Raw genomic sequence first — 13617 nt, 5'->3', positions numbered from 1 at the left:
GCGACGCCAAGGATGGCGTCGGTAGCCGCCCAAGGAAGGGGCTACCGCGCCCCCTCGCCACCCTGTCTCCGGATCAGCCGCGGTACCGCCTCACCGGCGATTGTCGGCGACGAAGCGCTGCACCGCCGCGAGGTCCGCCGGCAGCACCGTGTAGCGTTCCTCGCGCTCGAGCAGACCGTCCATGTGCACGGGCAGCGGCACCCCGGGGAAGCCGGCCTTGACCACGGCGTCGGCGAACTTGGCCGGGTGCGCGGTGGCCAGGGTAATCATCGGCACGTGCGCGTCGCCGCGGCAGACCTCCGCCGCCCGATAGCCGGTGGCGGTGTGCGGATCGAGGATCTCCTTGGTGCGCTGATGCGCCTCGCGGATCACCTCGAGGATGGTCGCGTCGTCGACGCTGTGGCTGGCGAACTTCTCGCGCAGCCGCGCCAGGGGCGCCTCGGCGAGCGCGGTCGGTTCGTCCTGGAAGCGCTCGAGCAGCGCGCGCACGGCGTCGCCGTCACGCTCGTAGGCATCGAACAGCAAGCGCTCGAAGTTCGACGACACCACGATGTCCATCGACGGCGCCAGTGTCGCGGCGAGATCGCGCTTGGAGAAGTCGTTGTCGGTCAGCGTGCGATGCAGGATGTCGTTGGCGTTGGTGGCGATCACGAAGCGCTCCACCGGCAGGCCCATCCGGTAGGCCATGTAACCGGCGAAGACGTTGCCGAAGTTGGCCGAGGGCACGCAGAAGCTCACCTGGCGGTGAGGGGCGCCGAGCGCCACGCCGGCGGCGACGTAGTAGACGATCTGGGCCATGATGCGCGCCCAGTTGATCGAGTTCACCGCCACCAGCCGGGTGCCGTTAAGGAACGCCTGATCGGCGAAGCTGGCCTTGACCATCGCCTGGGCGTCGTCGAAGTTGCCCTCGATGGCGACGTTGAAGACGTTGTCGGCGAGCACCGTGGTCATCTGGCGACGCTGCACCTCGGAGACGCGGTTGTGCGGGTGCAGGATGAAGATGTCGAGGTTGTCGCAGTGGCGGCAGCCCTCGATCGCCGCCGAGCCGGTATCGCCGGAGGTGGCGCCCATGATCACGGCGCGCTCGCCGCGCTTTTTCAGGAAGTGATCGAGCAGCCGGCCGAGCAATTGCAGGGCGACGTCCTTGAAGGCCAGGGTCGGGCCGTGGAACAGCTCGAGCAGGAAGTGATTGGCGCCGAGCTGATTGAGCGGCACCACCGCCTCGTGGCTGAAGGTGGCATAGGCATCGTGGACGATGTCGCGGAAGGTCGCGTCGTCGATCTCGCCGCCGACGAACGGCTTCATCACCCGGAAGGCGATCTCGGCATAGGACAGCCCGGCCATCTCGGCCAGGTCGTCGTGGGACAACTGCGGCAGCGTCTCGGGCACGTAGAGCCCGCCGTCGCTGGCCATGCCGGTCAGCACCACATCCTCGAAGTCGAGCGCCGGCGCCTGCCCGCGCGTACTGATATAACGCATCATCAATTCCTTCGGAAAGATCGCGGCTGCGCCGCTTGAAGACGGAAGATCGGCGCCGTGCGCCTGAAAGAGCGAAGAGACCCCCAAAGCGTCGCCATGCCGGCTCTCTTCCCTCTTGTGTCTTGCCTCTTTCTTCTCGGCTTATTCCTGTTCGTCCAGGGACTCGACCCGAATCCGCGTCACCGGCCCGGCGATGTCGGCCAGCGACTCGAGCTGACGGATCGCCTCGTTCATGTACGCCTCGCGGGTCCGGTGGGTCAGCAGGATGATCGGTACCAGTTCGCCTTCGGTGGCTTCCTTCTGGATGATCGCCTCGATCGAGATGCCCCGCTCGGAGAGGATCGTCGCCACGCGCGCCAGTACCCCGGGGCGGTCCACCGCCAGCAGGCGCAGGTAGTAGGCGGTGACGATCTCCTCCATGGGCAGGATCGGCAGATGATTGTCGCCGTCGTGAATGCCGCTGAAGGCCAGGTAGGGCACCCGATAATGATGGTCGGTGGCGATGTCGCGGGCCACGTCGAGCAGATCGGCGACCACCGCCGACGCCGTCGGCTCGGCACCGGCACCGGCACCGTAGTAGAGGGTCGGGCCGACCGCATCGCCCATCACCGCAATGGCGTTCTTGACGCCGTGAACGCTGGCCAGCAGGCGTCCCTTGGGGATCAGCGTGGGGTGTACGCGCAGCTCGAGGCCGGCTTCGGTGCGCTTGGTCAGCCCCAGATGCTTGATGATGTAGCCCAGGTTGTCGGCCTGTTCGACGTCGTCGAAGGTGATCCGCGAGATGCCCTCGGTGTAGGCCTTGTCGAACTGCAGCGGCACCCCGTAGGCGATCGAGGCGAGGATGGTCAGCTTGTGGGCGGCGTCGATGCCCTCGACGTCGAAGGTCGGGTCGGCCTCGGCGTAGCCCAGCGCCTGGGCCTCGGCGAGGACGTCCTCGAAGGCCCGCCCCTCGTCGCGCATGTGGGTCAGGATGTAGTTGCCGGTGCCGTTGATGATCCCGGCCAGCCACTGGATGCAGTTGGCGCCGAGCCCCTCGCGGATCGACTTGATCACCGGGATCCCGCCGGCCACCGCCGCCTCGAAGGCGACGATCACGCCCTTGTCGTGGGCGGCCTGGAAGATCTCGTTGCCGTGCACGGCGATCAGCGCCTTGTTGGCGGTGACCACGTGCTTGCCGTGCTCGATGGCGGTCATCACCAGTTCCCGGGCCACGTCATAGCCGCCGATCAGCTCGACCAGCACGTCGACGTCGGGATTGCGCGCCACCTCGAAGATATCGGCGGTGACCTTGACCCCGGTGGTGTCGCAATCGGGATTCTCGCGACGGGCGCCGACCTGCTCGATGACGATCGGCCGACCCGCGCGTCGCGCAATGTCGTCGGCGTTGCGCATCAGCACGTTGAAGGTGCCGCCACCGACGGTCCCCAGTCCACAGATCCCTACTCTCACCGGTTTCAAGGTCATGCTCCCCTCATTTGTCTGTCTGCTCTCGACCGGCGCCGTGGCCGGCCATGGTGTCCAACGCGCCCGATCTCAGCCGGACTTGCCCGTGTCGAGGCCCAGCATCCCGGCCAGCCGCTCGGCGGGCACGTAGCCGGGAATCATGCGACCGTCGGGCAGCACGATCGCCGGGGTGCCCTGCACCCCGAGGTCCAGCCCCAGATGATACTGGTCGGCCACCGGATTGTCGCAATCCGGGGCATTGGTCGGTGCCTCGCCGTTCATGGCCGCGGTGAACGTTTCCTGGCGGTTGTCGCTGCACCAGACCTGAGCCATCTGGCGCGCCCCGGCGGAACCCAGGCCACTGCGCGGGAAGGCCAGGTATTCGACCGCGATGCCCATGGCGTTGAGCCGCGGGACTTCCTCGTGGAACTTGTGGCAGTAGGGGCAGGTCACGTCGGTGAACACGCGCAGTACCGCCTTGGGTTCCTCGGCACCGCGAAAGATCACCCGCTCATCCTCGGGCAGTTTCGCCAGGCGCTGGTTGCGCTCGCCGTTGCGGGCCTGCTGGGTGAGGTTGACCAGGCCATCCTCGCGGTTGGCGAACAGGTCGCCGACGACGAAGAAGCTGCCGTCCGCGTCGCTGTAGAAGGTCTCGCCGCTTTTCAGGCGCACCTCGTAGATGCCCTGCATGGGCGTGTCGCTCACCGACTCGACCGGGACCGGCTTGCCGTTGACGGTCAGGTCCTGGGAGAGCGCCTCGGGTACCGCCGCCTGGGCGGTGGCCACGGTCAGTACAGTGATCACGGCCGCCAGGCCGAGCGAGAGGATCTGTCGCGTTCGATGCATGGTTCAACCTCGAGGATGATGGGCCGCGTGCAGGGCTTCGAGTCGCGCCTGCGCCACGTGGGTGTAGATCTGCGTCGTCGACAGGTCGCTGTGACCCAGCAACAACTGTACGACACGCAGGTTGGCGCCATGATTCAACAGGTGCGTGGCGAAGGCATGGCGCAGGGTATGCGGCGACAGCGGCTTGTCGATGCCGGCCCGTTGCGCATGGCGCTTGATTCGATGCCAGAAGGTCTGGCGAGTCATGAAGCCGTCGCCGCGACCGGGAAACAACGGCGCCTGGCGAACGTCCTGCATCAGCTCGCCACGCGCGCTGCGCAGGTAGCGCTCCAGCCAGACCTGGGCCTCTTCCCCCAATGGCACCAGGCGTTCCTTGTCGCCCTTGCCGAGCACGCGGACCACGCCCTGGCGCCGATTGATGCTGTCGTGGCGCAGGCCGACCAGCTCGGAAACGCGCAGCCCGCAGGCGTAGAGCACCTCGAGCATGGTGCGATCGCGCAGCCCCAGCGGCGTGGTGGTGTCGGGCGCGGCGAGCAGCCGCTCGACCTCCGCCTCGTCGAGGGTATCGGGCAGCCGGGCCGTGACGCGCGGCAGGCGCACGTCGGCGAGCGGGTCGGCCTCGCACAACCCCTGCTCGAGCGCCCAGCGGTAGAAGCGGCGCAGGCTCGACAGCAGCCGGGCATCGCTGCGCAGCTGATAGCCCGCGGCGCGGCGCGCATCGAGCCAGCCGGCCAGCGCCCCCGGGGCGGGGCGCAGCAGGCTCCCCGCCGCCTCGTCCGCCAGACGGTTCCGCCAGGCCTGGAGGTCGTGACGATAGGCGCTCAGGGTATGTTCGCTGGCCCCCTGGTCGAGCCACAGGGCATCGAGGAAGGCCTCGATCAGCCGCTCGTCGTTGTCATGCGTGTCGCTCATGGCGCTTCACGCCTCTTCCGCCCCGCCAGATACGACAAACCCCGCCCCGCATGACGCGGCGACGGGGTCGCTCGGCACAGGGCGCGACGGCTGTCGCGCCCCGGAAGCCGGCCTTCTCAGGCCAGCTTTTCCTTGATGCGTGCCGACTTGCCGCTGCGCTCGCGGAGGTAGTAGAGCTTGGCCTGACGCACGTCGCCGCGACGCTTGACGGCGATGGAGTCGACCAGCGGGCTGTAGGTCTGGAAGGTCCGCTCGACGCCGACCCCGTGAGAGATCTTGCGCACGGTGAAGGCGGAGTTCAGACCGCGGTTGCGCTTGCCGATCACCACGCCTTCGAAGGCCTGCAGACGTTCGCGGTTACCCTCGACGACCTTGACCTGGACGACCACGGTATCGCCGGGGGCGAATTCCGGAATGGCCTTTTCCATCTGCTCGGCTTCGAGCGCCTGGATCACCTTGTTCTTGCCACTCATGTTACGACTCCTTGACTGATGTTTTGCCGGGCGGGCTCGCCGCGTTGCGCTGACGGTACGATGACCGTGGCGATGCCCGCCGGGCGTGTGATCCCGACGTTCGACGACGCGGGAACGACAATGGGTGACGCGTACCGTGCGGGGCCGTAACCCGGCAGGCCCCTCAGTCGGCCTCGACCGACCCGGCACGCTCCTCCGCCAATCTGGCGTATTCCTCGATGAACGCCTCGAGCAGCTCGCGCTGCTCCGGGTCCAGCGTCCGATGCTCCAGGAGCTCGGGGCGCCGCAACCAGGTCCTGCCCAGGGCCTGCTGCAGGCGCCAGCGACGAATCCGCTCGTGGTTGCCGCTGAGCAGGACCTCCGGCACCCGCCGCCCGTCGATGTCCTCCGGGCGCGTGTAGTGCGGACAGTCCAGCAGCCCGTCGGTGAAGGAATCCTCCACCGCCGAGCCCTGGTGCCCGAGCACCCCGGGCACCAGCCTGGCCGCGGCATCGATCAGCACCATCGCCGGCAGCTCGCCGCCGCTCAGCACGTAGTCGCCGATCGAGACCTCCGCGTCGATGTCGCTCTCCACGACGCGTTCGTCGATGCCCTCGTAGCGGCCGGCCACCAGCACCAACGGTGCGCTGGCCGCCAGTTCGTGCACGCCCCGCTGATCCAGAGGTCGCCCCTGCGGCGACAGGTAGACCACCTTGGGCGGCACGCCGAAGCGCGCTTCGCCCCGATCCCGGGCCGCATGGATCGCCTGGCGCAGCGTCTCGACCTTCATCAGCATCCCGGGGCCACCGCCATAGGGGCGATCGTCCACCGTCCGATGCCGGTCCGTGGCGTAATCCCGCGGGTTCCAGAACTCGACGTCCAGAAGCCCTTGCTTGACCGCCCGCCCCGTCACGCCGAAGCCGGTCACGGCCTCGAACATCTCCGGGAACAGGGAGACGACACCAATCCACACGGCCTGATCCATGGAGCAGTCAGCGACGGCGCCGGGCGCGTCGCTCGACCGGGTCGCCCCGGCCTTCAGAATTCCGGATCCCAGTCGACCGTCAGCCGGCCGGCATCGAGATCCGCCTCGCGAATCACCTCATCGGGAAGAAACGGCAGCAGACGCTCCTTCTCGTCGAGACTCTCGGCATCGCCGCGCACCACGAGCACGTCGTTGGCGCCGGTCTCGAACAGGTAATCCACGTAGCCCAGGTCGACGCCCTCGAGCGTCACGACCCTGAGTCCCTCGAGCTGGTGCCAGTAGAAATCGCCCGACTCGAGCGGCGGCAGATGCGCCTTGGCCAGCAGGATCTCCGCGCCGGCCAGTTGCTCGGCCTGCTCCCGGGAGGTCACTCCCTCCAGGCCGGCCACCAGTCCCTTGCCCTGACGGCGCCCCTCGGCCACACGATAGACACGCTGCGAACCGTGCTGCACCAGGACCCACTCGGGGTAGTCGAGGATGCCTTCCATCGGGTCGGTGTACGAATACACCTTCAGCCAGCCCCTGACACCATGCGGGCTGGTCAGCTTGCCCAGCACGACGTAGTCGTCCGTATCGCCTTGTCGCGTCACGTCACTCGGCATGCCGGGAACGCACTCAGGCCTGGGCCTGGGCGGTCTGCTGCTTGCGCGCTTCCTTGATCAGCTCGGCGACGCGCTCGGTGACCTGGGCACCCAGACCCTGCCAGTGGCTGATGCGGTCGAGGTCGACGCGCAGACGCTCTTCCTGGCCGCGGGCGACCGGGTTGAAGAAGCCGACGCGCTCGATGAAGCGACCATCGCGGGACTTGCGCGAATCGCTGACGGTCAGGTGATAGAAGGGACGCTTCTTGGCGCCACCCCGTGCCAGACGAATGGTAACCATTGCGTTACTATCCTTCGGTTGAATTCAGAAATTACGCCACAGTGACGACTGCGGCTGCAGTCTCGCGCCGCGCATGCGCGCAGCTTGCCACGAAGACGCAGCATTCTACGGAAATCGGCCGGCGTTGGAAACCTTTTTCCTTGACAAGGCCGGCCGCCCCAGCGGCTCAGCGGCGCGGAAAGCCGCCGCCCGGGCCGCCCGGGCCGCCCATGCCCCCCATACCGCCGGGACCGCCCATGCCGCCGGGGCCACCCATGCCCGGCATGCCGCCCATGCCGCGCATCATCTTCTGCATGCCGCCCTTCTTGCCGGCCTTCTTCATCATCTTCTGCATCTGCTTGTGCTGCTTGAGCAGACGGTTAAGATCGGGGACCTGCAGGCCGGCACCGGCGGCGATGCGCCGCTTGCGCGAGCCGTTGATGATCTCCGGCTTGCGGCGCTCCTTGGGGGTCATCGAGTTGATCAGCGCCTCGAGCTTGCCGAACTCCTTCTCGACGCCCGGCCCCTGGGCCGCCTCGGCCATCTGCCCCATGCCGGGCAGCTTGGACATCAGTCCACCCATGCCGCCCATCTTCTTGAGCTGCTGGAGCTGGTCGCGGAAATCCTCGAGGTCGAACCCTTCGCCTTTCTTGACCTTCTTGGCGAGCCGCTCGGCCTTGCCCTTGTCGACGGTGCGCTCGGCCTCCTCGATCAGCGACAGCATGTCGCCCATGCCGAGGATGCGCGAGGCGACGCGATCGGGGTGGAAGGGCTCGAGGGCATCGACCTTCTCGCCCATGCCCATGAACTTGATCGGCTTGCCGGTGATGTGGCGTACCGACAGGGCCGCGCCGCCGCGGGCGTCGCCGTCGGCCTTGGTCAGCACCACCCCGGTCAGCGGCAGGGCCTCGTGGAAGGCCTTGGCGGTATTGGCGGCGTCCTGGCCGGTCATGGCGTCGACGACGAACAGCGTCTCCTGTGGCGAGACCGCCTTATGCAGCGCCTGGATCTCGTCCATCATGTCGCTGTCGACGTGCAGCCGGCCCGCGGTATCGACGATCACCACGTCGTGGAACTGGATCCGGGCGTGCTTGATCGCCGCCTCGGCGATGGCCACCGGTTGCTGGTCGCTGGTCGAGGGGAAGAAATCGGCCTCGACCTCCCCGGCCAGGGTCTCGAGCTGGTCGATGGCCGCCGGCCGGTAGACGTCGGCCGAGACCACCAGCACCTTCTTCTTCTCGCGCTCGCGCAGGTACTTGGCCAGCTTGGCCACCGAGGTGGTCTTGCCCGCGCCCTGGAGGCCGGCCATCAGGATCACCGAGGGCTGCTGCTTGAGCTCGAGGGGCACGTTGCCCTCGCCCATGATCGCCTCGAGCTCCTGCTGGACGATCTTGACGAACTGCTGACCCGGCGAGAGGCTGCGCGAGACCTCCTGGCCCACCGCCCGCTCGCGGACGCGATCGATGAAGGCCTTGACCACGGGCAGCGCGACGTCGGCCTCGAGCAGCGCGCGACGCACCTCGCGCAGGGTGTCCTTGATGTTGTCCTCGGTCAGGCGGGCCTGACCGGTGATCGACTTGAGCGTCTTCGACAGACGTTCCGAGAGACTTTCGAACATGGGACTCTCCGGCAATGGATGCGCGGGCCGCCACACCGGCGGAGCCGACAGGCCCCGGCCGGCGGGCGCCGACGTGTTGGCGGCCGATTATACGCCTTCCGTGCAGCGGTCTCCATGCTCGCGCCAGCGCAGAACTGGGCGCGGCTGGGCGAATCCGATATAGTGTGGCGCGAATGATTCTCCCTTTGTCATCCTCTCACCGGGTCGGCAGGTTCCCACCATGCAGGCGTTTCCCTTCGCTGTTCTGGCCATGGCCTTCTATCTCGGCGCCGGCTCCTGGCAGGGCCTGACGCTGTTGCGCCGCGTACCGCCGCGCCCCGGCCTGGTCCGCGGGCTGGGGCTGATGGCCGTGGTCTGCCACACGGTAGTGATCGCCTCGGCGCTGCGCGATCTCGGCGAACTCAGTCTCGGCGTGTCGGCGAGCGCCTCGCTGATCAGTTGGCTGGTCGCCATCCTGCTGCTGGTGGCGAGTCTCGCCAAGCCGGTGCTCAGCGCCGCCGCCGGGCTGTTCCCGGTCGCCGCGCTGTCGATCCTGCTGGCCACGGAAGTGCCGGTGGGCAGCCATCCGGCCGGCCTCACCCCGGGCATCATGGTGCATGTCCTGACCTCGATCCTGGCCTTCTCGCTGTTCGCCATCGCCGCCGTCCAGGCGATGCTGCTGGCCCGCCAGAACCAGGCGCTGCGCCGCCATCACACCCGCGGGCTGGTCCAGTCGTTGCCGCCATTGACCACCATGGAGCGGCTGCTGTTCGAGCTGATCTGGGTCGGCATGCTGCTGCTCACCGCGTCGATCGTCAGCGGCATGCTGTTCCTCGACGACATGTTCGCCCAGCACCTGGTGCACAAGACCGTGCTGTCGTTCGCCGCCTGGGTGATCTTCGCCACCCTGCTCGCCGGACGCCACTTCTTCGGCTGGCGCGGCATCAAGGCGGCGCGCTGGACACTGGGCGGCTGCACGCTGCTGCTGCTGGCCTACTTCGGCAGCAAGTTCGCCATCGAGGTGGTCTTTCACGACGTCTGAGACCGCCCGTCGCCTTGACACAGGGCGCGCCGATTCCCTACAAACGAGCCTGGTACGCGACTGAGGACCCCCCGACCTTGAGCGACGACATCCCGTTGGGACTGCTGTTCGGCCTGCTGGTCTTGTTGATTCTGCTATCCGCCTATTTCTCGAGTTCCGAGACGGGCATGATGTCGATCAACCGTTATCGCCTGAGCCATCAGGCCAAGAGCGGGGAGCGACGGGCCCAGCGCGTGCTGCGCCTGCTGGCGCGCCCCGACCGGCTGATCGGGGTGATCCTGATCGGCAACAACTTCGTCAACAACCTCGCCGCCTCGATCGCCACCATCATCGCCATTCATTTCTTCGGCGAAGTCTCGGGGCCGGCCATCGCCACCCTGGTGCTGACCATCGTGGTGCTGATCTTCGCCGAGGTGACCCCCAAGACCTTCGCGGCGATCAAGCCCGAGCGCATCGCCTACCCCTCCTCGCTGGCGCTGGAACCGCTGCTCAAGGTGCTCTATCCGCTGGTGTGGATGGTCAACGCCATCTCCAACGGCCTGTTGCGCCTGATGGGCGTGCGCAACATCGAGGGCGGCGCCGACAACCTGACCCGCGACGAGCTGCGCACCGTGGTCCACGAGGCCGGCACCATGATCCCGCGTCGCCACCAGGCGATGCTGCTGTCGATCCTCGATCTGGAGAACGTCACGGTCAACGACATCATGGTGCCGCGCCACGAGATCGCCGGCATCGACCTCGACGACGACCTGGACAGCATCCTCGCCCAGATCCGTGCCAGCCAGCACACCCGCGTGCCGGTCTACAAGGGCGACATCAACAACATCATCGGCATCCTGCATCTGCGCAACGCGGCCCGCTTCCTGTCCAAGAGCGAGGTCACCAAGGCCTCGATCGTTCAGGAAGCCCGCGAACCCTACTTCATTCCCGAGTCGACGCCGCTGCATACCCAGTTGCTCAACTTCCAGCAGCAGAAGCGGCGCATCGGCATCGTGGTCGACGAGTACGGCGACGTGGAGGGGCTGGTGACGCTCGAGGACATCCTCGAGGAGATCGTCGGCGAGTTCACCACCGACGTCGCCGGCATGCATCAGGAGATCCACCTGCAGGATGACGGCAGCTACGTCATCGAGGGCACGGCGAACATCCGCGAGATCAACAAGATGCTCGGCTGGCAGTTGCCCACCGACGGCCCCAAGACGCTCAACGGCCTGATCATCGAGCACCTGGAGTCGTTCCCCGACGCCCCGGCCTGTCTGCAGCTCGGCGCCACGCGCATGGAGATCCTGCAGGTCAAGGACAACCTGATCACCGCGGCGCGCTGCTGGCAGCCCGCGGTTCGCCGCTCACGCGTGGTCTATTGAGCGACTGGCGCGGTGCGCGCCACCCAGCCTGGCCTCGGCGGTCTCCTTGAGTTCGCGCACGCGCGCCTCGAGCAACCGACCGTCGGCCTGCTCGGGCGGCACCGGCTCGCCGAAGACCAGCGCCACCCGGGCCCGAAAACGCCGCGGCCGCGTGGTCAACGCCCGGCCGAAGCGATTCGACGTCCACGACCCCCACAAGCCGGCCAGCGCGGCGGGCACCACCGGTACCGCATCGCGGGCCAGGATCATGTCGACGCCGCGACGGAAGCGGTGGATGTCGCCGTCCGGGGTGAGCCGCCCTTCGGGAAACAGCATCACCACCTCGCCGTCGCGCAGCGCCCGGCTCACCTCCGCCATCGTCCGCCGGACGCCGCCCGGATCGCGGCGCTCGGAGTCCACCGGGATCGCCCCGGCGAGACGGAAGAACCAGTTGAGCCACGGCGACTCGTAGATCGGCCGGTCCATCAGGAAACGCAGCGGCCGCGGACAACCGCCCCCCATGATCAGGGCATCCATGAAGCTGACGTGGTTGCAGACCACCAGCGCCGGCCCTTCCGCCGGAATATGACCGCGCCCCGAGAAGCGCAGCCGATAGAGCACGTGGGTCAGGGCGAAGACGACCAGGCGCAGCAGCGCCCGGGGGTTGAGGATCAACGCCACGCCACCGGCCGCCAGGGCGACCCCCGACAGCACCGCGAAGAAGGTCGTCAGCGAGGCGTCCAGCACGGTCAGCAGCAGGATGCCGAACAGCGCCGAGAGAATCATGAACAGCGCATTGAGCAGGTTATTGGCGGCGATCATCCGCGCGCGGCGGTCGTCGCGGCTGGCGACCTGCACCAGGGTGTACAGCGGCACGATGTACAGCCCGCCGCCGAGCCCCACCAGCGCCAGGTCGAGACTCATCCGCCAGAAGCCCGGCAGGCCGAGCACGGCCAGCAGGTCGTGGTTCTCGCCGGGGAGCGCCGGCCGGGCGGCGAAGTCGAAACCGGCGGCGGCGATCACCAGCGCCCCCAGCGGCACCAGCCCGAGTTCGAGGCGACCGGCGGAGAGCCGGGCGCAGAGCATGGCCCCCGCCCCCACCCCCAGCGCGAACGCCCCCAGCAGCCAGCTGACGGCGGTCTCCTGGCCATGCACCATGTCGCGCACCCAGGCCGGCAGTTGCGTCAGGTAACAAGCGCCGAGGAACCAGAACAGGCTGATCCCCAGCAGGCCCCGGAACACGCGCGGCTCGCGCCAGCTGTCGCGCAGCACCGCGACACTCCCGGACAGCGGCCGCCAGCGCACGCGCCCGGGATCGCTCGACGGCGCCGGGGGGACCGCCAGGCTGGCCAGATAGCCGAGCAGTGCCACAGCGATCAGCGCCGCGGCGATCGACGCCCGCGACCAGGGACCTTCCAGCGCGGCGAGCACGCCGGCCAGCAGCGTGCCCAGCAGGATCGACACGAAGGTCCCCAGATTGATCCAGGCGTTGCCCTGGACCAGTTGGGTACGCGGCAAGTGCTGAGGCAGGATGGCGTACTTGACCGGCCCGAACAGCGCCGACTGGGTACCCATCATGAACAGCAGGGCGAGCAGCAGCAGGAACTGCTCGAACCACACGGCCGCCGCCGCCAGCGTCATGGTCGCCAGTTCGAGCAGCTTGAGACGCTGGACAAGCCGGCGCTTGTCGATGCGGTCGGCCAGCGTTCCGCCCCAGGCGGAGAACAGCAGGAAGGGCAGGATGAACAATGCCGCGGCGAGATTGTTGAGCAGCCCCGTGTCCCAGCCGTAGCGCGGCACGGCGACGAAGGTCAGCAGCAGCAGCAGGACGTTCTTGAAGACGTTGTCGTTGAAGGCGCCCAGCGCCTGGGTCCAGAAGAAGGGCGCGAACTGGCGCCGCGCCATCAGTGATCGACTCACGACGACTCCGGCACGCGCTCGAGCCCGGCGAGAATGGTGGTGAGCAGCTGGTCGAGCAGCTCGCCGACCTCGAGTTGCTGCCCCTGCCAGTACCCCAGGCGCTCGCTCAGCCCCAACTGGACCAGACCGTGCACGCTGCCCCACAGCGTCCGCGCCATGCGCCGCGCCGCAAGATCGTCGAGCTGGGGCTGATACTCCTTGAGCGTCGCCTCGACGCGGGTGAACAGCCCCTCGATCATGCTGTGCTGGCGCTGGTCGAGTTCGCCTTCCTGGGCCAGCGGGTAGTCGAACAGCAACTGCCAGCGATAGGGCTCCTTGTGGGCGAACTGCCAGTAGGCGGTGGCCAGCGCCTTGAGACGCGGCTCGGGCGCGGCGTCGGCCATGCCCTCCACGGCACCGCCCAGGCGCTCCAGAGTCTCGATGTTGACGTACTGGAGCAGGTTGTTGAAGCTGCCATAGAGCTTGAGCAGCGTGCTCGGCGCACAGCCGATCTCACGCGCCAACGCACGTAGGGACAGCGTATGTACGGGATTCTCCCGTAGCCAGGTGTCGCATGCCGTCATCACCTGGGCATGCAACGCCTCGGGCGCGTGCTGTCTGGGACGTGCCATTCAATGCCTCGCTTGTCGTCCGTCCTGCCAGCGGACGGCGTGGTCGAACAGTGTTTTCACCCCAGCATATCGACACCACGCGCAAACGCAAGCCTGATAACATGCCGCCTGGCGCGCGAGTCCGTG

General features: G+C 67.7%; 13 protein-coding genes. 2 read left to right on the top strand and 11 right to left on the bottom strand.

The window, feature by feature from the left end:
• Positions 1-90: 90 nt before the first annotated feature.
• The 9 genes from thrC to ffh form a co-directional block, all read right to left on the bottom strand.
• Entirely contained in the window at positions 91-1479 is a 1389-nt protein-coding gene (gene thrC / locus KGR00_RS00240; RefSeq protein ID WP_224418143.1) for a threonine synthase, read from the bottom strand.
• A 141-nt stretch (positions 1480-1620) separates the two neighbouring features.
• Positions 1621-2937 (bottom strand): homoserine dehydrogenase, encoded by a 1317-nt coding sequence (locus tag KGR00_RS00235; RefSeq protein ID WP_224419827.1) that lies wholly within the window; start codon positions 2935-2937, stop codon positions 1621-1623.
• 75 nt (positions 2938-3012) lie between these two features.
• Positions 3013-3768, bottom strand: a complete 756-nt coding sequence (locus KGR00_RS00230; RefSeq protein ID WP_224418144.1) for a DsbC family protein — start codon at positions 3766-3768, stop codon at positions 3013-3015.
• A 3-nt stretch (positions 3769-3771) separates the two neighbouring features.
• On the bottom strand, positions 3772-4680 hold the full coding sequence (gene xerD, locus KGR00_RS00225) for a site-specific tyrosine recombinase XerD (protein WP_129140711.1): 909 nt from the start codon (positions 4678-4680) through the stop codon (positions 3772-3774).
• Positions 4681-4796: 116 nt separating this feature from the next.
• Positions 4797-5153, bottom strand: coding sequence for a 50S ribosomal protein L19 (gene rplS, locus KGR00_RS00220; protein ID WP_129140712.1), 357 nt, complete (start codon positions 5151-5153; stop codon positions 4797-4799).
• A gap of 163 nt (positions 5154-5316) precedes the next feature.
• On the bottom strand, positions 5317-6105 hold the full coding sequence (trmD, locus tag KGR00_RS00215; protein ID WP_129140713.1) for a tRNA (guanosine(37)-N1)-methyltransferase TrmD: 789 nt from the start codon (positions 6103-6105) through the stop codon (positions 5317-5319).
• A gap of 65 nt (positions 6106-6170) precedes the next feature.
• A complete protein-coding gene (gene rimM, locus KGR00_RS00210; RefSeq protein WP_129140714.1) occupies positions 6171-6719 on the bottom strand; it encodes a ribosome maturation factor RimM in 549 nt (182 codons plus the stop codon).
• A gap of 13 nt (positions 6720-6732) precedes the next feature.
• Complete coding sequence (rpsP, locus tag KGR00_RS00205; RefSeq protein ID WP_129140715.1) at positions 6733-6999, bottom strand: 30S ribosomal protein S16; 267 nt, start codon at positions 6997-6999, stop codon at positions 6733-6735.
• Positions 7000-7165: 166 nt separating this feature from the next.
• Positions 7166-8596: a signal recognition particle protein gene (ffh, locus tag KGR00_RS00200; protein WP_224418145.1), complete on the bottom strand. Its 1431-nt coding sequence runs from the start codon at positions 8594-8596 to the stop codon at positions 7166-7168.
• 220 nt (positions 8597-8816) lie between these two features.
• Here ffh and ccsA point away from each other — a divergent pair, with 220 nt between their 5' ends.
• Complete coding sequence (gene ccsA, locus KGR00_RS00195) at positions 8817-9617, top strand: cytochrome c biogenesis protein CcsA (RefSeq protein ID WP_129140717.1); 801 nt, start codon at positions 8817-8819, stop codon at positions 9615-9617.
• Positions 9618-9694: 77 nt separating this feature from the next.
• Entirely contained in the window at positions 9695-10981 is a 1287-nt protein-coding gene (locus tag KGR00_RS00190; protein WP_129140718.1) for an HlyC/CorC family transporter, read from the top strand.
• Here KGR00_RS00190 and KGR00_RS00185 read toward each other — a convergent pair.
• The gene (locus KGR00_RS00185; protein ID WP_224418146.1) at positions 10964-12880 is read right to left on the bottom strand and encodes an MFS transporter; all 1917 of its coding nucleotides are present in this window, start codon (positions 12878-12880) and stop codon (positions 10964-10966) included. The genes KGR00_RS00190 and KGR00_RS00185 overlap by 18 nt on opposite strands.
• Positions 12877-13491, bottom strand: a complete 615-nt coding sequence (locus KGR00_RS00180) for a WHG domain-containing protein (RefSeq protein ID WP_224418147.1) — start codon at positions 13489-13491, stop codon at positions 12877-12879. The genes KGR00_RS00185 and KGR00_RS00180 overlap by 4 nt, the downstream gene beginning before the upstream one ends.
• Positions 13492-13617: the final 126 nt, after the last annotated feature.

Source organism: Modicisalibacter sp. MOD 31.J, assembly GCF_020147985.1.
Lineage (GTDB): Bacteria > Pseudomonadota > Gammaproteobacteria > Pseudomonadales > Halomonadaceae > Modicisalibacter > Modicisalibacter coralii.
This window is presented reverse-complemented; position numbering and strand designations above follow the sequence as displayed.

Coding starts and splice junctions, on each gene's coding strand:
- rimM (WP_129140714.1), bottom strand. CDS start 6,719: ATGCCGAGTGACGTGACGCGACAAGGCGATACGGACGACTACGTCGTG.
- rpsP (WP_129140715.1), bottom strand. CDS start 6,999: ATGGTTACCATTCGTCTGGCACGGGGTGGCGCCAAGAAGCGTCCCTTC.
- ccsA (WP_129140717.1), top strand. CDS start 8,817: ATGCAGGCGTTTCCCTTCGCTGTTCTGGCCATGGCCTTCTATCTCGGC.
- KGR00_RS00180 (WP_224418147.1), bottom strand. CDS start 13,491: ATGGCACGTCCCAGACAGCACGCGCCCGAGGCGTTGCATGCCCAGGTG.
- KGR00_RS00230 (WP_224418144.1), bottom strand. CDS start 3,768: ATGCATCGAACGCGACAGATCCTCTCGCTCGGCCTGGCGGCCGTGATC.
- thrC (WP_224418143.1), bottom strand. CDS start 1,479: ATGCGTTATATCAGTACGCGCGGGCAGGCGCCGGCGCTCGACTTCGAG.
- ffh (WP_224418145.1), bottom strand. CDS start 8,596: ATGTTCGAAAGTCTCTCGGAACGTCTGTCGAAGACGCTCAAGTCGATC.
- rplS (WP_129140712.1), bottom strand. CDS start 5,153: ATGAGTGGCAAGAACAAGGTGATCCAGGCGCTCGAAGCCGAGCAGATG.
- xerD (WP_129140711.1), bottom strand. CDS start 4,680: ATGAGCGACACGCATGACAACGACGAGCGGCTGATCGAGGCCTTCCTC.